Source organism: Streptomyces changchenzhani (genome assembly GCF_039766235.1).
GTDB lineage: Bacteria > Actinomycetota > Actinomycetes > Streptomycetales > Streptomycetaceae > Streptomyces.
In genome coordinates this window covers 90,595-111,515 of record NZ_JBDHNH010000017.1, presented here as the reverse complement: position 1 = coordinate 111,515, position 20,921 = coordinate 90,595, and the positions used below count along the sequence as shown (strand labels likewise).

General features: G+C 68.4%; 18 protein-coding genes and 2 pseudogenes. 9 read left to right on the top strand and 11 right to left on the bottom strand.

The genetic code is table 11. From position 1 onward, the window contains the following. Nucleotides 1-179: 179 nt before the first annotated feature. From ABCR94_RS35865 to ABCR94_RS35845, 5 genes are all read left to right on the top strand, one after another. Nucleotides 180-548 (top strand): hypothetical protein, encoded by a 369-nt coding sequence (locus tag ABCR94_RS35865; protein WP_347125333.1) that lies wholly within the window; start codon nucleotides 180-182, stop codon nucleotides 546-548. Continuing rightward, nucleotides 545-781 carry a hypothetical protein gene (locus tag ABCR94_RS35860; protein WP_347125332.1) on the top strand — a complete coding sequence of 79 codons (237 nt, stop codon included), beginning with the start codon at nucleotides 545-547 and terminating at the stop codon, nucleotides 779-781. The genes ABCR94_RS35865 and ABCR94_RS35860 overlap by 4 nt, the downstream gene beginning before the upstream one ends. Further along, a complete protein-coding gene (locus tag ABCR94_RS35855) occupies nucleotides 778-2,184 on the top strand; it encodes an FtsK/SpoIIIE domain-containing protein (protein ID WP_347125330.1) in 1,407 nt (468 codons plus the stop codon). Before ABCR94_RS35860 ends, ABCR94_RS35855 begins: the two co-directional genes overlap by 4 nt. A 48-nt stretch (nucleotides 2,185-2,232) precedes the next feature. Continuing rightward, a complete protein-coding gene (locus ABCR94_RS35850; RefSeq protein ID WP_347125328.1) occupies nucleotides 2,233-2,949 on the top strand; it encodes a DUF2637 domain-containing protein in 717 nt (238 codons plus the stop codon). A gap of 147 nt (nucleotides 2,950-3,096) precedes the next feature. Then, entirely contained in the window at nucleotides 3,097-4,560 is a 1,464-nt protein-coding gene (locus tag ABCR94_RS35845) for a replication initiator (RefSeq protein ID WP_347125326.1), read from the top strand. 142 nt (nucleotides 4,561-4,702) lie between these two features. Here ABCR94_RS35845 and ABCR94_RS35840 read toward each other — a convergent pair whose 3' ends face one another. Beyond that, nucleotides 4,703-6,325: a recombinase family protein gene (locus ABCR94_RS35840; protein ID WP_347125324.1), complete on the bottom strand. Its 1,623-nt coding sequence runs from the start codon at nucleotides 6,323-6,325 to the stop codon at nucleotides 4,703-4,705. A gap of 49 nt (nucleotides 6,326-6,374) precedes the next feature. Between ABCR94_RS35840 and ABCR94_RS35835 the strand changes: the two are divergent. Next, nucleotides 6,375-7,442, top strand: a pseudogene (locus ABCR94_RS35835) (PTS fructose transporter subunit IIC); the annotation flags it as partial. 186 nt (nucleotides 7,443-7,628) lie between these two features. Here the strand turns inward: ABCR94_RS35835 and ABCR94_RS35830 are convergent. From ABCR94_RS35830 to ABCR94_RS35820, 3 genes and pseudogenes are all read right to left on the bottom strand, one after another. After that, entirely contained in the window at nucleotides 7,629-8,441 is an 813-nt protein-coding gene (locus tag ABCR94_RS35830; RefSeq protein ID WP_347125322.1) for a DUF6227 family protein, read from the bottom strand. Nucleotides 8,442-8,585: 144 nt separating this feature from the next. Beyond that, the gene (locus ABCR94_RS35825) at nucleotides 8,586-9,677 is read right to left on the bottom strand and encodes a P1 family peptidase (RefSeq protein WP_347125320.1); all 1,092 of its coding nucleotides are present in this window, start codon (nucleotides 9,675-9,677) and stop codon (nucleotides 8,586-8,588) included. A 37-nt stretch (nucleotides 9,678-9,714) separates the two neighbouring features. Further along, a pseudogene (locus ABCR94_RS35820) lies at nucleotides 9,715-10,047 on the bottom strand (low temperature requirement protein A); the annotation flags it as partial. 100 nt (nucleotides 10,048-10,147) lie between these two features. Here ABCR94_RS35820 and ABCR94_RS35815 point away from each other — a divergent pair. Continuing rightward, nucleotides 10,148-10,387 carry a hypothetical protein gene (locus ABCR94_RS35815; protein WP_347125318.1) on the top strand — a complete coding sequence of 80 codons (240 nt, stop codon included), beginning with the start codon at nucleotides 10,148-10,150 and terminating at the stop codon, nucleotides 10,385-10,387. Nucleotides 10,388-10,394: 7 nt separating this feature from the next. On the opposite strand, the gene mscL is transcribed toward ABCR94_RS35815, so the two are convergent. From mscL to ABCR94_RS35785, 6 genes are all read right to left on the bottom strand, one after another. Beyond that, the gene (gene mscL / locus ABCR94_RS35810) at nucleotides 10,395-10,865 is read right to left on the bottom strand and encodes a large conductance mechanosensitive channel protein MscL (RefSeq protein ID WP_347125316.1); all 471 of its coding nucleotides are present in this window, start codon (nucleotides 10,863-10,865) and stop codon (nucleotides 10,395-10,397) included. Nucleotides 10,866-11,081: 216 nt separating this feature from the next. Continuing rightward, a complete protein-coding gene (locus ABCR94_RS35805; RefSeq protein ID WP_347125315.1) occupies nucleotides 11,082-11,651 on the bottom strand; it encodes a hypothetical protein in 570 nt (189 codons plus the stop codon). 222 nt (nucleotides 11,652-11,873) lie between these two features. Then, nucleotides 11,874-12,716 (bottom strand): S-methyl-5'-thioadenosine phosphorylase, encoded by an 843-nt coding sequence (locus ABCR94_RS35800; RefSeq protein ID WP_347125351.1) that lies wholly within the window; start codon nucleotides 12,714-12,716, stop codon nucleotides 11,874-11,876. Between the two features lie 134 nt (nucleotides 12,717-12,850). After that, on the bottom strand, nucleotides 12,851-13,240 hold the full coding sequence (locus ABCR94_RS35795) for an FmdB family zinc ribbon protein (RefSeq protein ID WP_347125314.1): 390 nt from the start codon (nucleotides 13,238-13,240) through the stop codon (nucleotides 12,851-12,853). Nucleotides 13,241-13,306: 66 nt separating this feature from the next. After that, complete coding sequence (locus tag ABCR94_RS35790; RefSeq protein WP_347125312.1) at nucleotides 13,307-14,572, bottom strand: MFS transporter; 1,266 nt, start codon at nucleotides 14,570-14,572, stop codon at nucleotides 13,307-13,309. 306 nt (nucleotides 14,573-14,878) lie between these two features. Beyond that, on the bottom strand, nucleotides 14,879-16,405 hold the full coding sequence (locus ABCR94_RS35785; protein WP_347125310.1) for a potassium/proton antiporter: 1,527 nt from the start codon (nucleotides 16,403-16,405) through the stop codon (nucleotides 14,879-14,881). Nucleotides 16,406-16,586: 181 nt separating this feature from the next. Between ABCR94_RS35785 and ABCR94_RS35780 the strand changes: the two genes are divergently transcribed. Then, on the top strand, nucleotides 16,587-19,349 hold the full coding sequence (locus ABCR94_RS35780; protein WP_347125308.1) for a penicillin acylase family protein: 2,763 nt from the start codon (nucleotides 16,587-16,589) through the stop codon (nucleotides 19,347-19,349). On the opposite strand, the gene ABCR94_RS35775 is transcribed toward ABCR94_RS35780, so the two are convergent. Beyond that, nucleotides 19,339-19,929, bottom strand: coding sequence for a 5-formyltetrahydrofolate cyclo-ligase (locus ABCR94_RS35775; protein ID WP_347125349.1), 591 nt, complete (start codon nucleotides 19,927-19,929; stop codon nucleotides 19,339-19,341). The genes ABCR94_RS35780 and ABCR94_RS35775 overlap by 11 nt on opposite strands. Nucleotides 19,930-20,015: 86 nt before the next feature. On the opposite strand from ABCR94_RS35775, the gene galU reads away from it, so the two are divergent. Continuing rightward, nucleotides 20,016-20,918, top strand: a complete 903-nt coding sequence (gene galU / locus ABCR94_RS35770; protein WP_347125306.1) for a UTP--glucose-1-phosphate uridylyltransferase GalU — start codon at nucleotides 20,016-20,018, stop codon at nucleotides 20,916-20,918. Nucleotides 20,919-20,921 lie beyond the last annotated feature (3 nt).

Sequence of the window (20,921 nt, the reverse complement as noted above, 5' to 3'; positions counted from 1 at the left end):
CCAGTGTCATGCCCGCAGGATACGGGCGCACCCGCTACGTGGCGACACACTCGCGCCACCTGGTCGCCTCTTTGTAGTGCATCACTCCATGAATCAACTGTTGCGCAACACCCACTGATGTGGCACGGTTGTGAAGAGGGCCGAACAAGCGGTCCGGACGAAGTAAGGAAGTAACACCCATGGCGCGTATTCGCGTTGGCCTGCTGGAGTCCACCTCGTTCATGGTCGGCACGCTGCCGATCCCGAAGTACGCCGATCAGGAGAAGACGCAGTTCGCCCTCGACCGTGAGACGAACCAGCGGCTCTACACCGTGACCGTGTTCCTCATGGAGGACGACCGCGCGGAGGCCATGAAGATCACCGTTGCGGCGGACGGTCTGCCGGACGGCCTCAAGCCCGGTCTGCCGGTGCGCCCCGTCGAGCTGTTCGCCACCCCGTGGGCCCGGATCTTCAACGGTTCCCTGTCGGACGGCATCGCCTACCGCGCGGCGTCCCTGGAACTCCTGATCCCGGCTGCGGCCGAGGCTGCCAAGAAGCCTTCCGCGTGAACGGCCCCGACGGGTCGCATGTCTGTCTCGACCCGCAGTACTGCATGACGACCTGTCGGGCCTACCCGGTGCCCCGCGTGGGCCCGGACCCCCGGTTCACCGAATGCGCGGTGAACGCCGTGGCCGCCGTACTCGTCGGCCACGGCTACCCGCCGGTGACCAACATCTGGGACTGGTCTGACCTCGAAATGGCCCTGGCGGCCTTCCTCTACGAAGCCAAGGAAAACGAATGACCGTGCAAGAGCTGAACGCCTACGCCCCCCTGGTGGTGGGCTTGGTCCTGGCCCTCATCGCCGTCTGGGCGGTGGCCTGGATCGTCCGCTACGCCATGGCGGACACGATGACGCGGGTCAGTATCCGTCAGGCGGTGCGGGTGCGCCGGACCTGGAAGCGCCTTGCCCCGATGGTCGGTCTCTCCGTCACCGACAGGACTCCGACCGCACTGGCGGGATTCTCCACCGCTGAGGGCAAGACGCCGAAACCACGGGTTCTGATCCCGGCGCTGAAGGTGAAGGCGGACCGGTTCGGGATCGTGGCGCGGGCCAACTGCCTGCCCAAGGTGGGCCTGGAGGAGTTCCAGAAGGCTGCCCCCTACCTCGCGGACGCGTGGGGCTGCGTGCGGGTTTCGGTGCTGCCGGACGGCCCCGGACAGGTCATCATCCGGGGCGTGCGCGTGGACCCGCTGACCACCCGGACCGGGCACGTGCCCACGGGTGCGGCGGCGGAGAAGGACGCCGTGTGGGATCTGGGGGTGGATGAGTACGCCCAGCCCGTGAGCGTGGATCTCTCCCAGGTGCCGGGCGTGACCGTGGCCGGACTCCCGGGCTTCGGCAAGACCTCCCTCATCAACCGTCTGGTCTGCGACTGGGCGCCCTCGCCCGCCGTTCAGTTCGTCGGCTTCGACGGGAAGGTGTCCAAGGCACACGAGGGGGACTACGCGGACCTGGTCAAGCGCATGTTCGCCTTCGTCGGAGACGATCTCGAAGAGGCCAACGAGGAGTTCAGCCGCCTGGTGGCCCTGCGCCGTGCCCGCTCCTCATCCGTCCGCGCCATGCTCGGTGTGAAGAGCATGTGGGAGGTCGGCCCGTCCGACACCTGGCCGCTGGTCGTGGTGATCATCGATGAAGCTCACACCTACTTCCGCGACTACAAGGGCAATGACCCCAAGACCAAGAAGCTCGCGGCGCTGGCGGCGGAGAACGCCCGGCTGGTGGAAGACCTGGTCAAGAAGGGCCGCAGCTTCGGCATCCTGACCATCCTGGCCACGCAGAAGTCCACCGGTGACGCCATCCCCACGTTCATCCGTGACGTGTGTCCCATCGGCCTGTCCTTCGCCCAGAAGACCGCTGAGGCGGCCGTGGCCGCGCTCGGGGAGGACATCCGCAACTGGGCCGACGCCAACCCCATCAACCTCCAGAACCCCGCCTATGTCGGCGTGGCCTCGATGAGCCACCAGTCCCGCCCCGGCTTCACCCGCATCCGCACCCCCTACGTCACCGACGCCGACGCCGCCCGCATCGCTGATGAGACCGCGCACCTCACCCGCGACCCCGCCGAACTCCTCGAAGCCTTCATGGGCCCGCGCGTGTGGGACGCCCCCGTGGACATCGCCAAGCCCGACGCACAGGCAGCCTGACCCCAACACCCCTACCCCAACGGTTACTTGAAGGGAGGTGAACCCCCAATGACAGAGGACAGGATCACTCAGCGCACGGTGACCGTCGTCATGGTCGTCATCGCCGCCCTGGCGTTCGTCTTCTCCTTCGGCAACGTCTGGGCCCTGGCCCTGCGCCTCGGCGTCCCCGGACCGATCGCACCGCTGATCGCCCCGATGGTCGACCTGTCGGTAGTCGGCCTCCTGGTCGCCCTGCGCTACCTCTCCCTGCGCGGCGTCCCGCCCGAGGAGATGAAAGCGGCCACCCGTCTGATGCACGTCTCCGGACTGCTGACCCTCGCCCTCAACATCGCGGAACCCATCGCCGCCGGACACTACGGACGCGCCGCCGTGGACGCCGTCGCCCCGCTCCTCCTCCTCGGCTGGGGCACCGTCGGCCCCGGCCTCCTGCGCCACTTCCACGCCGTGGCCCGGACCAACACGGCACCCGCCCCGGCCCCGGCCCCGGTCGTGGTCGAAGCAGCACGGCAACCGGCCCTCGCCGTGCCCGAACCGGTGCAGCCGGTACCCACCCCGGCCTCGGTCCCGGCCGTACCCGCGCCGGTGACTGCCGCCCCTGCGGTGCCTGCGGTGAAGGTCCCTGAGCCGCTTCTAGTCGAAGCCCGCTCCATCGCCGCCTCCCACCACACGGAGCACGGTGAGAGCATCACCGCCGCCCAGCTCAAGAGGCGACTCGGCGTCGGCCTCCCCATGGCCAACGCCCTGCACACCGCCCTGACGGCCTGACCCCGGCCGGCACTCCCGGCAAATCTCACCGCCCCAGCCCTACCGGGCTCGGTCCGTCATGCCTTCGGGTAGCAACTGGCACTGCACCATAGCCAGTTGCTACCCGGCGGCCCAACCACCCTCATTCCTCCGAAGGGACCCCGCGAGATGGCCCGCCTCCTGGACCTGCGCCACGTGATCAGCCCCGCCGTGCGGGACCTGGTGGAGCTGGCCAACCTCACCGACTTCGACCGCGTCACCGAACAAGTCCGCAACCTGCGCGGCTGCACCCGCCCCGTCAACCTCACCGGCTGGACCACCACCACCGACCAGACGACCAGCACCGTTGTGCGCTCCTACTCCACTGCTGATGAACCCACCGGGCGGCTCCTGACCGCGTGCGGCAACCGCCGCTCCTCACGCTGCCCGGCCTGCTCACGCCTCTACGCCGCCGACACCTACCACCTGATCAAAGCCGGACTCTCCGGCGGCAAAACCGTCCCCGAAACCGTCCGCACCCACCCCCGCGTCTTCGCCACCCTCACCGCCCCCTCCTTCGGCCCCGTCCACAACCGCCCCTCCGGCAACCGGCGTTGTCGCTGCGGTGCGCACCACCAGGAGGATGCCCCGGCGCTGGGAACTCCGCTGTACCCGGCCACCTACGACTACGCGGGCGCGGTGCTGTGGAACGCCCACGCAGGGGCGCTGTGGGCTCGCTACGCGATCTACCTGCGCCGCCACCTCGCCGCGCACCTGGGCATGACGCAAAAGGCGCTGAACGCCGCCGTACGCATCTCTTTCGCCAAAGTCGCGGAGTACCAAAAGCGGGGCCTGGTCCACTTCCACGCCGTCATCCGCTTCGACGGGCCCGCAGGAAGCAACGAGTCCCCGCCCTCTTGGGCCACCGTCGCCGCGCTCACGCACGCCATCAAACAGGCCGCCCAAAACGCTGTCCTCGCCGTGCCCTCGAAAGCGGTCGGTGAACGCAAAATCCGCTGGGGCAAGCAAATCGACGTACGCGAAATCACCGCCCTGGGAGACGGCGAACTCACCGACCAGAAGGTTGCCGCCTACGTCGCCAAGTACGCCACCAAAAGCGCTGAGGGCTCCGGCACCGTAGACCGCTCGTTGGTATGCCACCCCTGCGCCGGTCGCGGCTACCTGCGCGGCCCGGACGGCTTCCGCGACCTGTGCGACGACTGCGGGGGCACCGGACAAGCCGAACCGCTCAAAGATCTCCGCGTCCAGCGCCACGTACGCCAGATGATCCGCACCGCCTGGAACCTCGGCCACCTGCCGGAATTCGCGGACCTCAAGCTCTGGAAGTGGGCCCACATGCTCGGCTTCCGCGGCCACTTCTCCACCAAATCCCGCGCCTACTCCACCACCCTCGGCGCACTGCGCGACGTCCGCCGCACCTGGCGCACCGCCCAAGCCGACCGCGCCCACGCCCGTGCCGGCCACCCCGCCCCGGACGAGAACACCACCCTCGTCACCGAATCCTCCTGGCAATACCTCACCTCCGGCTACCGCCCCGGCGAAGAACTCCTCGCCGCCCAGACTCGCCACGACATCACCCAAGCCCGCGATCAAACCGCACGCGCCAAGACAGAAGGCGAGATCTGGCAGTGACCACCGCTGTTAGGCATCCCGAATGCTCTCGGCTTCGCGAGGATGACCCGGTTGACCAGCTCATCGAGGCGTGGGCGGCCCGGCACGCGAAAACTGCCCCCCGCCTGGGCGAGGGACAGCTTGAGACACTGCGAGACCTGTTTCAGTAAGACGCCCGGAATACTGGCTCCAACAGGTCGGGGTCGAACTGGCTGCTGCGAGCGCGGCCCTTTGGGAGGGGATGGATGATTACTGCTTGTAGGACTGTTGCCGCTGCTTGGCGCTTCTGTCGTATGTCGAAGCTTGCCCACTTCTTCCGAGTGAACCCGGCTAGGAAGTTCCTGGCGGCCTGTTCGGCGTAGAATTCGGTTCGGTCTTTCTGAGACTCAGCGATTTGAGAATCGTTACTGTCCCGGAACTCCAAGTACTCGGCCAGGCTGAATGTTCCGGCGTCGTAATTGTCCTTGATCTCTTGGCGTTTGGCCAATAGGGACTTCAATGTCTCTTCGCCGTACCACGTTCTCTCGTCAGGCTGCAAGGCAGAGAACTGCTCCTCCAGTACCTTGATGACTACAATCCTTATGGCCTTGTCCGTGTAGTCGGCGCGGCGGCTCACCTTGTTGCAGCGCGGCTCACCGCACCGGTACCGGTCCTGCTTGTTGGTTCCGCTGGGGCCCATGCCCTTCATCTTTGCCAGGCACATGGTTCCCTTCTCGTCCACGTACCCACAGCGCGCGATGTTGGTAAGGAAGAAGCGGCGAGTTGCCTCCGCGATCTCTCGGTAATCCTTCTTCCCCTCCCGCTTGACCTTGTCGCGGAAGCGGGAAGTTGCCGTATCGCCATCAAGGTTGAACCACACGCCGCACCGAGCGATGAGCTTGAACCACTCCTCCGGGGTGCAGACGATCTCCCACTTGCCCACCACCGGGTCACTGGTTTTCGGGTCGGTGACCAACTCGCCGTTGATCATCCGGTAGCCGCAGAGAGCCGGGTTCGTGAGCATGTACTGAACCGGGGTGACGGCCCATTTGTTGCCCCGGTTCGTCAGATACCCGCTCGCGTCCAAGTGCTTGACGATGCTGGCCCACGCCTTGCCCACCAGGGCCAATTCGACTGCTTCGCGGAGAACCTTGGCTTCCTGCGGTTCCAGCTTCTCGTTCACCAAACGCCCGGTCTTGGTGTCTGGTCCCTTCCATCCGAAGCGGCGCGGCCCGGTCGGCTTCCCCTCCAACGCCTGGTCCCGCACGTTGCGTTTGACCCTGCGTTTGACCTTGATCACTTCGCGCTCGCCCATGGCGGAAGTCAGCAGACCCCGGATCATCTCGGCGTCGCTGTGAACGTCCAGGACGGTCTTGGTGTCGGTCACCCCGTACAGTCCGCACTTGTCGACCGTGAGCGCGCGGTGCAGTCGTAGGTAGTCCTCCGGGAGCCGAACAACGCGCTCTTCCTCCACGACGAAGATGCCGTGCAGGGGGTAGCCCTCCTCGACCTGGCGGGCTCGAAGATCGCGGACCAACCGCAAGAATGCTGGCCGTTCGATGTCCGGGTCTGCCGCCGTGATGTGGTTGTCCGTGTACCGGTAGAGGATCGCGCACCCGTGCTGCGCGGCGAACTCGTCGGTATTGCGGTGCTGGCGGGATACGCCGATCTCGTTGCGCTTGTCCCTGGTGATTCGGGCGTACGAGCAGCATGGCTTGCGCCCGTCCAGCCACTCCTCGAAGGTTCGGCCTTCGTCAAGTGCCTGTTGTAGGTCGGGATGTATCTGCCACTTGGAAGACGGCTTCACCGCTGCTAGCCTCTCGCCGGAAGGTCAAGTACCTGGGAGATAGTAGCCCGTGAGTTACATGGTGCAGTTCGTCGCCGCGGGTGGGCTGCTCATCGCGCTCGGCTTCGCCATCGGCGGTTACACGGTCGACAAGGCGCCGTCCGTCATGGAGCACTTCGTGTGGACGGAGTCCATGAGCTGGGCCGCGCTGATGTTCCAGATCGGCGGCCTCGCGTTTGCCTTCCTGGTGCCCGTGTTGGCCGGTTACATCGCGTACGGCATGGCGGACCGGCCGGGTCTGGTCCCCGGCTTCGTCGGCGGCTCGATCGCGGTCGCGATCAAGGCCGGGTTCCTCGGCGGCCTGATCGCCGGTCTCATCGCGGGCGCTGTCGTGCTGGCGATCCAGCGGGTCAAGGTGCCCGCGCCGCTGCGCGGCATCATGCCGGTCGTGGTGATCCCGCTGATCTCGTCGGTGGTCGTCGGCTTCCTGATGTTCCTGGTGATCGGTAAGCCGATCGCCGAACTGCAGAGCGCCCTCACCGACTGGCTGTCCGGCCTCTCCGGCGCCAACGCGGTCATCCTGGGCGTCATCCTCGGCCTGATGATGTGCTTCGACCTGGGCGGCCCGCTCAACAAGGTCGCGTACGCCTTCGCCGTCGGCGGGCTCGCCAGCCCCAACGAGGGCAGCCTCAAGGTCATGGCCGCCGTGATGGCCGCGGGCATGGTCCCGCCGCTCGCGATGGCACTGGCCACGGTCGTCCGCTCCAAGCTGTTCACCAAAACCGAGCGCGAGAACGGCAAGGCGGCCTGGGTGCTTGGCGCTTCGTTCATCACCGAGGGCGCGATCCCGTTCGCCGCGGCCGACCCGCTGCGGGTGATCCCGGCGGCGATGGCGGGTGGCGCGGTCACCGGCGCCCTGTCCATGGCCTTCGAGTGCACCCTGCGGGCCCCGCACGGCGGCATCTTCGTGGTCCCGCTGATCGGCAACCCATTCCTCTATCTGCTGGCGATCCTGGCCGGTACGGCGGTCTCGGCGGGCCTGGTGATCCTACTCAAGGGGATGCGCAGGACCGGGGCGCCCGCACAGGCGGAGGCGGCCGCGGAGGCAGCGGAAGCGAAGGTGGCGGTGGCCGCCTGAGAGCCCCTGTCCGACGTCGAAGGACGACGTCACGCTTCGAGGAGACAGAGCCGGAGCTGGATCCGGATTAGGAAACGCCTCCCGGAGCTGGAGCCGTCGGAGCTGGACGCGCCGGAGCCGTCGGAGTCGGAGCCTTCGGAGTCGGAGCCGTAGCCCCCCGGCGACGGCTCCGACTCCGCTGCTCCGTCAGCGCACCCGTGCGCGGAGCTCCATCGCGTCGCGCGCCGCGTGCTCGGTGTCGTACACCTCGCACATGTGGCGGCCGTCGGGCGTCGCCGTGTGCTCGACCTCCCAGATGCTGACCTCGCTGCCGTCGAGCAGCAGGAAGGCATGCTCGTAGAGCGTGAAGCCGGCGTCCCGGCCCTCCACGTTGCACTGGCGGCCGAAGGCCTGGGTGATCTGGTGGGCGAGCGCGCCGCGCAGCACGCGCGCGGTGTCCTCGCCCGGCCGGTCGGTGTTCTCGGCGCGGCGGAGCACGCGGCGCGCGTGGTCCGCGGAGTTGTCCGGGGCGTAGATGCGGGGAGCGGCGGGCGGATGGGTGGCCATCAGTGCGGCGAGGATCTCCAGGTCCGCGTCCAGGTCCGCGTCCAGATCGGCGTCCAGATCGGTGTCGAAGTCCGTGCCCCGGCCGTCGGCTCCGCCGCCCTGCGCGGCCCCGGGGGGCGTGCGGGACTCGGCCCCGCGCGGGCGCGGCAGCCTCGACGCGGAGAGCCGTGCTTCACCCTGCTCCAGATACAGCTCGTGCTGGGTGGTGCCGTCCCTGCCCGCGTTGTGCACCAGCTCCCACAGCATCAGCGAGCTGCCGTCGGTGAGCAGGAAGGCGTGCTTGAACGTCTCACGGTGCAGACCCGAGCTGTGGTGCGAGGAGTGCAGGGCCGTGCTGTGCGCCAGCGCCGTACCGAGCCGCTCGACGGTCAGGTCCGGCAAGTCGAACGAGTTCAGTGCGCGCCCCAGGAGCCTGTCGAGGTGCTCCTCGGTTGTCTCGTACGGATCGCTCAAGGGGGTCTCCAGGCCGTCGCCGCTTGTTACTTGGTGTGTGCTCAACGTAGCCCCTGGGTCTGACAACGCGACCGGGCTTGGGAAAAACGTGGGAGGCGCGGACATCATTCCCGCGCCCCCGGACCAACTCGGCCCGCCGGTACGTCAGTAGAGATCCCGGTACGCCGGGTAATCCCCGCCGGGACCGTCCACACCTTCGGCCGCCAGTACGGCCTTCGTCACGGCGCGGGTCAGCGCGTCCGCGCCCGCCGCGAGTACCTCGTTCAGCGCGGCGGCGGCCAGTTGCACCGCGAAAGCCGGGTCGGGTGCCTCGTGGAGCACGGGTCGCGCCCCCGTCGACAGGGCGAAGACGGTGTCGCCGTCGGTGAGCAGATGCACGGGCCGCAGGGCGCGCGCGAGGCCGTCGTGCGCCGTGCCCGCGAGCTTCTGCGCCTGTGCGCGGGTCAGCTCCACGTCGGTGGCGACGACCGCGAGGGTGGTGTTGAGCGGGGGGCGCGCGGAGGCCGCCGAGCGCCGCGCCGACTCCTCGCGCGCCCCGGCCAGGCGGGCCTGGGCGGCCGTGTGCACCTCCGCCGCCGGGTAGTCGGGCGGCCCGGCGTGCCCGTCGAAGTAGCGCCCGTACGGCACGCCCGTCAGTGGGTCGATCGCGAGGCCGGAGGCGTTGACGACGGCGAGCGCGGCCACGGTGACGCCCGAGTCGAGGAGGATGCTCGCGCTGCCGACCCCGCCCTTCATCCCGCCGATGACCGCGCCCGCGCCCGCCCCCACATTGCCCTCGGCGACGCCCGCCCCGTCCTCGGTACAGGCGGCGGCCTCGGCGGCGGCCCGCCCGGTCGCGGCGTCCGGCCTGGCCCGCCACTCGCCGCCGCGCCCCAGGTCGAAGAGGCAGGCCGCCGGGACGACCGGCACCACCTGCGCAGGGTCGGGCCCGACCTGGAAGCCGCGTCCCTGCTCCTCCAGCCAGGCCATCACCCCGGAGGCGGCGTCAAGCCCGTACGCGCTGCCGCCCGTCAGCACGACGGCGTCGATGCGCTGCACCAGGTTGCGCGGGTCGAGAGCGTCGGTCTCGCGGGTGCCGGGGCCCCCGCCCCGCACATCGACGGCGGCGACCACCCCGCCCTCCGGGGCCAGCACCACCGTGGTGCCGCTCAGGGCGCGGTCGCCGGGCACGCACGCGTGGCCGACCCGAAGACCGGCCACGTCCGTCAAGGAATCTGTTCTTGTGCTCTGTCCCATGCAGTCGTGCGTATCACGCGAGCTGGGCGTCAGGGCGCTACCGGGGCGCGGGAGTACGCGTGGAGAGTGTCACACCCAGCGCCACCGTCAGCGCCGCCACGAGCCCTGCCGCGAGCACCGCCCACTGGCCCGCGAACGTACAGCCGAGGACCGCCAGGGCGGCCCCGGGCAGGATCAGCTGCTGGGCCGTGCCGCGCTTGGAGTGGCGGGAGTGCAGAAACCACACCGTCAGGAGATAGAGCGCGGCCGGGACCGTGACGGCGGCCGAAGCGGCGAGCGTCGAGATGTGCGCCTTGCCGATGGACTGCTCCACCGCCACCTCCAGGCCCACGCCCATCGCGGCGGCCGAACCGAAGATCAACAGATGGCCTGTCCTGTGGCTCATCGACCCGGAGGACCGATGAGGCGCCGGCACTGTGGCGAGGCCGGGGCCGGGGCCGCGAGCCACTGTCCCGCCGTACCCTTGAAGCATGAGCACCGCCCCCGCCCACGGACCGCGCGATCCGGAGTCCGAGCACAAGCCCGCGCCCGCGCAGAAGCCTGATCCCGGGCCCAAGCCCCGGCCGAAGCCGACGCTGGACTTCGGCGATCCGATGGACCAGCAGTCCTCGGACGACACGGACCGTGGGTGGGGAGAGCGGCCCTCCGTGGGCGGCAGCACGGCCGACCTCGCCCGCTTCCTCGACGAGAAGCCGCCCCACCACCTCTGAGCAGGGACTACGGGTTGTTGTGACCCGAGCCCCGCTGGGCGACCAGGGCGTCCCTGATCTCCTTCAGCAGCTCGACCTCGGTGGCCTCCATGACCTCGGCCGTGGCCTCCTTCGCCTTCTTCCGCTTGGCCTGCTTGGCCAGGTACTTGGACATGGGCAGCACCATGAGGAAGTAGACGACCGCTGCGGTGATCAGGAAGCTGAGCACCGCGCTGAGGATCGACCCCCACATGATCGGGATACCCTGCATCACGCCTGCCGGGTCGGCCTTGCACGGGTCCTTCAGGCAGGAGCTGTAACTCTCCAGGTCCTGGGTGCCGAAGGCGCCGACCAGCGGGTTGATCACGCCCTTGACGATCGAGTTCACGACATTGGTGAACGCGGCGCCAATGACCACCGCGACCGCCAGGTCGATCACATTGCCGCGCATCAGGAAGGTCTTGAAGCCTTCGAGAACGCTCGTCTTCTCCTCGCTCATGAGTGAGCCTCTTTTCGCATGTGGCGCATGTTTCGCATGTGCAGGGGGCGGAGCAAACTGATCCGCAACCTATGGCAGCACGTGACGGGGCTGTCCAATCGGTGCCCACGAACCGGCTACTTGACAGGTCATCAGTTCTAGTCAGCGCGGCTGCGGGCAACGCAACTGCGTTCAGCCCGGTTCGAGTCGGCCCCGTCGGGATGGACCCAGTCCCGGTCAGCACAGCGTCACCGCCAGCCGTGAGGTCGTGCCCGCGCCGGCCAGCGCCGCCGCGGAGGCCCGGGGGACGGACACGACGACCAGCGCGCCGCTGTCGCCCCCTGCGGTCACGAGGGCCTTCGGCACGGAGGTCACCCGGGCACCCCTCGCCACCACCCGCGCATCGGAGTCCCCACCGCCCATCGGGGAGTCGGCAATGGCGATCACATCCACGCGGTCCCCGCGCCGCAGCAGCCGTACGGTCTCCGCATCGGCGATACGCACCGGAGCCGACACCATTTCCACGGACTGCCGCGCACGTGGCGGCCCCGAGGCCGCCTCTGAGTGAACCCCGCCCGCAGGGCCCGCGTCGCGCACCCCCGCAGTGGCCAGCGCGGCAGCCGTCACCGCGAGCCCGGCCGCCACCGCCCGCCGCCTGCGTAGCACCGCGCGCCGCAACCGGTGGCTGCCACCGCGCACCCGCACCGGGGCGAATTCGGGGACGCCGCCGGGCTCCGGCCCGGGGACGGACGCATCGGGAACAGTGGGAGTGAGTGACAGGGGAGTAAGGGGCGTGGGGGAGGACATAGCGAGGACCGCCTGCCGTGAGGAGTTCGTTCTGCGTGCTGCGTTCTTCTCGAACGCTCCTCACGATCCAAGATTCGGCCGGATCTCGCCGAGCCCTGTGGACGGCCCCCGAGTTGTGGACAACTCGCTCACTCACGAGGGCGACTGCCGGTCCACGAAGGCGACCAATCGTCCGTCGACGAAGGCGACCAACCGCCGGTCACGAAGGCGACCAACCGCCGGTCAGACCTGCTGGGGCAGCTCGATCCCGGTGTCGCACCCGTCCAGAGCGTGCACACACAGGCAGTCGCGCGTCTTGCTCGCGGGCAGCGCGGCCACCGCGTCGAAGAGCACCGAACGCAGCCGGCCGACATTGGCCCCGAAGACCTTCAGCACCTCTTCGTGGGAGACGCCCTCGCCCGTCTCAGCGCCCGCGTCCAGGTCCGTCACCAGCGTCAGCGACGTGTAGCAGAGCCCCAGTTCCCGTGCGAGCACCGCTTCCGGGTGCCCGGTCATGCCGACCACCGACCAGCCGTTCGCCGCATGCCACCGCGACTCGGCCCGCGTCGAGAAGCGCGGCCCCTCGACGACGACCAGCGTCCCGCCGTCCACCGGCTCCCACTGGCGCCCGCGCGCCGCCGCGAGCGCCACCTTGCGCCCCTCGGGGCAGTACGGGTCGGCGAAGGTCAGATGCACCACGTTGGGCAGCTTCCCGTCCACCGGTGTCTCACCGTCGTAGAAGGTCTGCGCCCGCGCCTTCGTACGGTCCACCAACTGATCGGGTACGAGCAGAGTGCCCGGCCCGTACTCCGCCCGCAGGCCGCCCACCGCGCACGGACCGAGTACCTGGCGCGCGCCGACGGAGCGCAGCGCCCACATGTTGGCGCGGTAGTTGATGCGGTGCGGCGGCAGATGATGACCGCGTCCGTGGCGAGGGAGGAAAGCGACCCGCCGTCCGGCGATCTCACCGAGGAACAGGGAGTCGCTCGGTTTCCCGTAGGGGGTGTCCACCTCGACCTCGGTCACGTCCTCCAAGAAGGAGTAGAAGCCCGAGCCGCCAATCACGCCGATCTCCGCGTTCACCATGGCGATCACACTAGCCGGGCGTCCGCGCGCGGATATGCCGAGGTCTCTGCCGTATCCGTACGTCATGGACATGCGGAAATCCCCGTCGTACGAATACGACGGGGACCTGCTGAGACACGCGAAAGGCGGTGAGGTCAGGCGGCCGAGGAACTGCTCGACGAGCTCGACGAGCCTGAAGAGCTGCTGGAGCGCGACGAAGAGCCGGCGTTCGACGACGACTTCGACTCGGAGCCCGATCCGGAAGACCCAGACCCAGACCCAGAACCGGAGCTGGAAGAACCGGACGACGACGTCGACGACGCGGCCGCCTTCACGGGCGACGCCGGCGCCGTGCTGCTCGCCGAGGACCCACGGCTGTCGTTCCGGTAGAAGCCGGAACCCTTGAAGACAATGCCGACCGCCGAGAACACCTTCTTCAGGCGTCCTTCGCAGCTGGGGCACACCGTCAAGGCGTCATCGGTGAACTTCTGCACCGCCTCAAGGCCTTCGCCGCATTCGGTGCACTGATACTGATAGGTCGGCACTTGCTCCTCCTGGCACTCTCACTCGATGAGTGCTAACGACGGTCCATAGTGACGTATTCCGCTGGATCAGTCCACCGTGACCGGCACTCGGTGACTCACGCCACGTGCCGCCACCCGCCCCGAGGACTTCGGCAGCAGCCGCGAGCGCAGTGCCACCAGGGTGCTGAAGGCGAGCGCGGTACCGGCCAGCGGCACCAGGAATCCGGCGCTCGCGCCGTTCGCGTCCGCCAGCTGTCCGGCGACCGTGACGGCTGCCGCCTGGCCCAGCGCGACGGCGCCGGTCAGCCAGGTGTAGGCCTCGGTGCGGGCCGTGGCGGGCACTAGGGACTCGACCATCGTGTAGCCGGTGATCAGCGCGGGCGCGATGCACAGGCCGACCAGCAGTCCCAGACCCGCGAGCAGTGGCACGGAGTGCACCGCCCACAGCCCGGAGGCGGCCAGAGTCAGACCGGCGTACCCGAACATCAAGCGGCGACGCGGCCCGACCTTCCAGGCGATGGCGCCGCACGCGACGCCGGCGAGCATGTTGCCGGCCGCGAAGACGCCGTACAGCAGTCCGTTCACACCGGGACGGCCGATCTCCTCGGAGAAGGCGGTCAGCGAGACCTGCATGCCGCCGAAGACCGCGCCGATGCCGAGGAAGGCCACTGCCAGCACCCGCACACCCGGTACGGACAGTGCGGAGGCACGGCGTCCGTCGGACGCGCTGACGCGTCCGACCTTGGGCTGCGTACCGCGCTGGAGCGCGAAGAACAGGCCGCCGATCAGGGTCAGTGCCGCCTCGGCGATCAGGCCGGCCGCCGGGTGCACACCGGTGCACAGTGCGGTCGCGAGGACCGGTCCGACAACGAAGGTGAACTCGTCCGTCACCGACTCGAAGGCCGCCGCGGTGGACATCAGCGGTGAACCCTCCAGCTTCGCGGCCCAGCGGGCCCGGACCATCGGGCCGATCTGCGGCACGGAAGCACCGGTGGGGACGGCCGCGACGAACAGCGCCCACAGGGGCGCGTTCGCGAGCGCGAGCGCCGTCAGTGTGACGACGGACGCCGTGTGCACCAGGATGCCCGGGACCAGGACGGCGCTCTGGCCGAAACGGTCGGCCAGTTTGCCGCTCTGCGGCGCGAACAGTGCCATGGAAACGCCGGTAACGGCGGCGACGATGCCTGCCGTTCCGTACGAGCCGGTGGTGTGCTGCACCAGCAGCACGATGCCGATCGTCAGCATCGCGAAGGGCTGTCGTGCCAGGAAGCCGGGGAGCAGGTAGGTCCATGCCCCCGGAGTGCGCAGCAGCTGCCCGTAACCGGGGCGGCTCGCGGTGACCGTGGATGCCACGGTCCTTGCCTTTCTGCCGCCTGGTGACGCTCCCTGTGCCCGCGAAAGAAATCACGAGTGCCCGTAAAAGAGACACGAGTGCACGCGCATGTACGAGCGTGCGGGAGCCGCCGAGAGCTGTCCTCTTGCGCAGGACCTGCGGTAGATACCTGGACACCCACTGCGAGGGGGCCGGCCGCCGTGCGGTCGCGCCAGCTCTGCGTCAGGCAGAGTTGGTAAATCAGTACACCTGCAGGTTACAGGCAATCCTGCCTGCCGTGCCTGAGATTGCGTATGAGAGCTGTCACGCAGCCTTAGAACCGGCGATTAGCCGGAATGTTCCCCTCCGGTTCCCAGCCAGCCGGCCAGCTTGCCGCCCTGCCCGACGGCCCGCAGCCGTTGCTCCGCGGCGTCGCGTACCGGATCGGTCGCCACCACGAGCAGCTCGTCACCCCGCCGCAGCACGGTCGTCGGCAGCGGTACGAAGCTGGTTCCGTCGCGGACGACCAGCGTGACCGCGGCCCCGTGCGGCAGCCGCAGCTCGGCCACCTCGACCCCGTGCATTCTCGACTTCTCCGGGATCGCCACCGAGAGCAGATGGCCGCGCAGCCGCTCCAGCGGCGCCGACTCGACGCCCAGGTCGGCGGCGCCGGCCTCTGAGTCGCCGAGCTGCAGCCGGGTCGCCAGCCACGGCAGTGTCGGCCCCTGCACGAGGGTGTAGACGACGACCAGCACGAAGACGATGTTGAAGATCTGATCGCTGCCCTCGACACCCGCCACCATCGGGATGGTGGCCAGCACGATGGGCACGGCCCCGCGCAGTCCCGCCCACGAGACGAGCACCTGCTCCCGCCACGGCTGCCGGAAGGGCAGCATGCTGAGCATGACGGACAGCGGGCGGGCCACCATGGTCAGCACCAGGCCGACGATCATGGCGGGCCAGAAGTCGTCCAGCAGCTCGTGCGGTGTGACCAGCAGGCCGAGCAGGACGAACATGCCGATCTGCGCGATCCAGCCGAGCCCGTCCGCGAACCCGCGCGTCGCAGGCCAGTGCGGCAGCTTGGCGTTGCCCAGCACCATCGCCGCGAGGTAGACGGCGAGGAAGCCACTGCCGTGCGCCATGGCGCCGGCGGCGTACGCCGCCACCGCGATCGCCATGACCGCGATCGGGTAGAGCCCGGAGGCGGGCAGCGCCACCCGCCGCATGCCGTACGCGCCCAGCCAGCCCACCGTGAGCCCGATGGCCGCGCCGATCGCCAGCTCCAGGGCGATCGTGCCGACCAGGACGTACCACGCATCCACCGGCCCCGCGGTCGAGAACGCCACCACCAGGATCACCACGGGGGCGTCGTTGAAGCCCGACTCGGCCTCCAGTACACCGGTCAGCCGGGAGGGCAGCGGGACCTTGCGCAGTACGGAGAAGACGGCCGCCGCGTCCGTCGAGGAGACCACCGCGCCGATGATCAGGGACTGCCGCCAGTCGAGGCCGACCAGATAGTGCGCCGCGGCGGCTGTCACGCCCACGCTCACCGCGACACCGAAGGTCGACATGACGACAGCGGCGGGCAGAGCCGGCTTGATCTCTCTCCACTTCGTGCCCAGACCGCCCTCGGCGAGGATCACCACGAGTGCGGCGTAGCCGATCACCTGCGTCAGCTCGGCGTTGTCGAACTTGACGTTGAAGATCCCGTCCTGCCCTATCGCGACACCGATGCCGAGATAAATGAGCAGGCTGGGAAGGCCGCTGCGGGATGAAAGACGCACGGCGGCAACGGCAGAGAGCAGGACGAGCGAGCAGATGAGCAGGAGTTCATTGAGCTGATGGACAGTCAGTGGACGTTCCTTCCCTCGCACGCTTGCCGGATCGTTCCTCCGGCGGCCGGTACTTCGTTACCTTACCTAATCTTTAACGTTTCCTTGACGCCGTCGATCATCCGTACGATCACAGTTGGAGACACCGCGTCGGGAGCGTAGGAGCGCTACGCCTATGGTTGCTCCAGCCCTCCAGGACCACCCTGCCCCTCGAAGGACAGCGATGCCCGCCAACACCACCGCCTCTTCCGGCAAGAAGAAAAAGGGGCGTCGCGCCCGCCTGATTGTGATCGTGCTGGTGTTGGCGCTTGTTGTGGGTGTCGGCTATGGCACGTTCTGGGGAATCAGCACGGTGCGCGCCTCATTTCCGCAGACCACCGGCTCGATCGAGGTCGAAGGTCTCTCCGGGCCCGTCGACGTCAAACGCGACAGCTACGGCATTCCGCAGATCTACGCGGACTCCGACGAAGACCTGTTCCGCGCCCAGGGCTTCGTCCAGGCGCAGGACCGTTTCTACGAGATGGACGTCCGCCGTCACATGACGTCGGGCCGCCTCTCGGAGATGTTCGGCTCCGGCCAGGTCGAGACCGACACCTTCCTGCGCACGCTCGGCTGGCGTCAGATCGCGCAGCAGGAGTACGACACCAAGCTGTCGCCGGAGACCAAGAAGTACCTCCAGTCGTACGCCGCCGGGGTCAACTCGTACCTCGAAGGCCGCGACGGCAAGGACATCTCCGTCGAGTACGCGGCGCTCGGCCTCACCAACGACTACAAGCCCGAGAAGTGGACGCCCGTCGACTCGGTGGCCTGGCTCAAGGCCATGGCCTGGGACCTGCGCGGCAACATGCAGGACGAGATCGACCGTTCGCTGATGACGAGCCGGCTGACCACGAAGCAGATCAAGGACCTCTACCCGGGCTATCCCTTCGACCGCAACAAGCCGGTCGTCCAGGAGGGCGCGGTCGACGAGATCACGAAGAAGTACGACCCGAAGGCCTCCGCCACCTCGAACGGCTCGGGTTCAGGTACGGGTGCGGGCGCCGGGACCAGTTCAGGCACCGGCGGCACCGGGTCGAACAGCACCCAGGGATTCCAGAGCCAGCTCTCCCGGGTCTCCGACGCCCTCGACGAGATCCCCGCCCTGCTCGGCCCCAACGGCAGCGGCATCGGCTCCAACTCCTGGGTCGTCTCCGGCAAGTACACGACGACCGGCGAGCCCCTGCTCGCCAACGACCCGCACCTGGCGCCCCAGCTGCCCTCGACCTGGTACCAGATGGGCCTGCACTGCCGCAGCCTCAACGCGAAGTGCAATTACGACGTCGCCGGCAACACCTTCGCCGGACTGCCGGGTGTGATCATCGGCCACAACAAGGACATCGCCTGGGGCTTCACCAACCTGGGTGCCGACGTCACCGATCTGTACCTGGAAAAGATCACCGGCGAGAGCTACCTCTACGACGGCAAGCAGAAGCCCTTCACGACCCGCGAGGAGACCATCAAGGTCGCCGGCGGCAAGTCGAAGAAGATCACCGTCCGCTCCACCAACAACGGTCCTCTGGTCTCCGACCGCAGTGATGAGCTGGAGAAGGTCGGCGAGAAGGCGCCTGTCGCCAACGCCGCGCCCGACCGCGGGGACGGCTACGCGATCTCCCTCAAATGGACCGCGCTGATGCCCGGCAAGTCGATGGACGCCGTGTTCGAGCTGAACCGGGCCAAGGACTTCAAGAGCTTCCGCGCGGCCGCGGGCCACTTCGAGGTCCCCTCGCAGAACCTCATCTACGCCGACACCAAGGGCAACATCGGCTACCAGGCCCCGGGCCGCATCCCGATCCGGGCGGCCGGCGACGGTACGCTGCCCGCCGCGGGCTGGGACCCCCGTTACCGCTGGTCCGGGTATATCCCGCAGGACGAGCTGCCGTACGAGTACAACCCGAAGCGTGGCTACATCGTCACCGCCAACCAGGCCGTGATCGACCAGAAGAAGTACCCGTACCTGCTCGCCAAGGACTGGGGCTACGGCGCGCGCAGCCAGCGGATCAACGACCTCATCGAGTCGAAGATCAAGGACGGCGTCAAGATCTCGACCGAAGACATGCGCACGATGCAGACGGACAACAGCAGCGAGATCGCCAAGCTGCTCACGCCCTATCTGCTGAAGATCGATGTCTCGGACCCGAACGTCCGTGAGACGCAGAAGCTGCTTGAGGGCTGGGACTACACGCAGGAGCCGGACTCCGCCGCCGCCGCGTACTTCAACTCCGTGTGGCGCAACGTCCTCATGCTCGCCTTCGGCAACAAGATGCCCAAGGAACTGCGGGTCAAGGGCCAGTGCCTGATCGTCCGCCCCGCCGACAGCTCGGGCCCGGTCGACGACGCCGACGAGCGGGTGCGCGAGTGCGGTCAGCGCGACCCGGACACGGCGCAGCCGGACGGCGGTGACCGCTGGTACGAGGTCGTCCGCAAGATGCTTAACGACGAGAACAACGCGTGGTGGCAGGCGCCGAGCAACCGTCTGGACAAGGCGACCGACACCCGGGACGAACTGCTCGACCGCGCGATGAAGGACGCCCGCTGGGAGCTGACGGCGAAGCTCGGCAAGGACGTCGACACCTGGAGCTGGGGCCGGCTGCACCAGCTGATGCTGAAGAACCAGACGCTGGGTATCGAAGGACCCGGCGTCCTGCGGTGGATGCTGAACCGTGGCCCGTGGAACCTGGGCGGCGGCGAGGCCGCGGTCAACGCCACCGGCTGGAACGCGGCGGGCGGCTATGAGGTCCTGTGGGTGCCGTCCATGCGGATGGTGGTGAACCTGAAGGACCTCGACAAGTCCCGCTGGATCAACCTCACCGGTGCTTCGGGGCACGCCTACAGCGCGCACTACACCGACCAGACGGACAAGTGGGCCAAGGGCCAGCTGCTCGACTGGGCGTTCACCGGTGAAGCCGTCGAGAAGAGCACCTCCGACAAGCTGGTGCTCAGGCCGTAAAGCGCCTGACTCCACCCGGCGTCACCACGGCGTGTACGGGGTGGTCGTGCGGCTCCTTCGGGACCCGCGCGACCACCTCGTTGTCGTAGAGGAGCACCACCAGGTACGGCGTTACGCCCACCTCGTCCAGCCGGGCGAGCACCCGGTCGTAACTGCCACCGCCCCGCCCGAGACGCATCCCGTGGCTGTCCACGGCGAGGCCGGGCAGCAGCACGGCGTCCGCGGCAAGGACGGCGTGTACGCCGAGCCGCGCGCCCCCCGGCTCCAGAAGTCCGAGCCGGGCGCGCACGAGCAGGTCCGCGCCCTCGTACTCGGCCCAGTCCAGATCGTTGTCCGGCAGGAGCACCGGAAGCAGCACCCGCACGCCCCGCGCGCGCAGCGCGTCGAGGAGCGCGTGCGTGCCCGGTTCACGCCCGATGGACACATACGCAGCCACCGTCCTGGCGTCGACGAGCTCCGGCAGCCCCATCGCCCGCCGGGCCAGCGCGGCATCCGTCTCCTGGACGTCATCCCTGGTCAACCGGTTCCTCATGTCGAGGAGTTCTCTTCGCAACCCGGCCTTGTCAGGCTCGTCACACAGCACAGCGGCTTCACAAACCCCTCGTATGAGAATTTATTGACCGGAGCCTAATCTTCCGCCCATACGCAACGGATATCGTTCTGCCCATGACTCAGTCCCACCTCAGGATCAGCAAGGCTGTCATCCCTGCCGCCGGTCTCGGAACCCGCTTCCTGCCTGCGACCAAGGCCACTCCCAAAGAGATGCTGCCCGTCGTGGACAAGCCGGCCATCCAGTACGTGGTCGAGGAGGCCGCGGCCTCCGGTCTCTCCGACGTTCTCATGGTGACCGGCCGCAACAAGCGCCCTCTTGAGGACCACTTCGACCGCAACTACGAGCTGGAGTCGGCCCTGGGCCGCAAAGGCGATGCCGAACGCCTGGCGAGAGTGCAGGAGTCGAGCGACCTCGCCACCATGCACTACGTCCGCCAGGGCGACCCCAAGGGCCTGGGTCACGCCGTGCTGTGCGCCGCGCCGCACGTCGGCGACCAGCCCTTCGCCGTACTCCTCGGTGACGACCTGATCGACCCGCGCGACCCGCTGCTCTCCCGGATGATCCAGGTCCAGGAGGAGCACGGCGGCAGCGTGATCGCCCTCATGGAGGTCGACCGCGAGCAGATCCACCTCTACGGCTCCGCGGCCGTCGAAGCGACCGAGGACAGCGACGTCGTACGGATCACCGGTCTGGTCGAGAAGCCCGACCCGGCCGACGCGCCCAGCAATTACGCGATCATCGGCCGCTATGTCCTGGACCCTGGCATCTTCGAAATACTGCGCAAGACCGAGCCCGGCCGCGGCGGCGAGATCCAGCTCACCGACGCCCTCCAGCAGCTGACCCAGGACGAGACGGTCGGCGGCCCGGTGCACGGCGTCGTCTTCAAGGGCCGGCGCTATGACACCGGTGACCGCGGCGACTATCTGCGCGCCATTGTCAGACTCGCGTGCGAACGTGAAGACCTGGGCCCGGACTTCCGGACCTGGCTTCGCAGTTACGTCACCGAGGAGATGTAGCAC

Excerpts from the sequence above, each read along its gene's own strand:
- ABCR94_RS35815 (WP_347125318.1), top strand. The coding sequence starts at position 10,148 with ATGAGCACCGCCCCCGCCCACGGACCGCGCGATCCGGAGTCCGAGCAC.
- ABCR94_RS35800 (WP_347125351.1), bottom strand. The coding sequence starts at position 12,716 with ATGGTGAACGCGGAGATCGGCGTGATTGGCGGCTCGGGCTTCTACTCC.
- ABCR94_RS35855 (WP_347125330.1), top strand. The coding sequence starts at position 778 with ATGACCGTGCAAGAGCTGAACGCCTACGCCCCCCTGGTGGTGGGCTTG.
- galU (WP_347125306.1), top strand. The coding sequence starts at position 20,016 with ATGACTCAGTCCCACCTCAGGATCAGCAAGGCTGTCATCCCTGCCGCC.
- ABCR94_RS35825 (WP_347125320.1), bottom strand. The coding sequence starts at position 9,677 with ATGGGACAGAGCACAAGAACAGATTCCTTGACGGACGTGGCCGGTCTT.
- ABCR94_RS35850 (WP_347125328.1), top strand. The coding sequence starts at position 2,233 with ATGACAGAGGACAGGATCACTCAGCGCACGGTGACCGTCGTCATGGTC.
- ABCR94_RS35865 (WP_347125333.1), top strand. The coding sequence starts at position 180 with ATGGCGCGTATTCGCGTTGGCCTGCTGGAGTCCACCTCGTTCATGGTC.
- mscL (WP_347125316.1), bottom strand. The coding sequence starts at position 10,865 with ATGAGCGAGGAGAAGACGAGCGTTCTCGAAGGCTTCAAGACCTTCCTG.
- ABCR94_RS35805 (WP_347125315.1), bottom strand. The coding sequence starts at position 11,651 with ATGTCCTCCCCCACGCCCCTTACTCCCCTGTCACTCACTCCCACTGTT.
- ABCR94_RS35780 (WP_347125308.1), top strand. The coding sequence starts at position 16,587 with ATGCCCGCCAACACCACCGCCTCTTCCGGCAAGAAGAAAAAGGGGCGT.
- ABCR94_RS35845 (WP_347125326.1), top strand. The coding sequence starts at position 3,097 with ATGGCCCGCCTCCTGGACCTGCGCCACGTGATCAGCCCCGCCGTGCGG.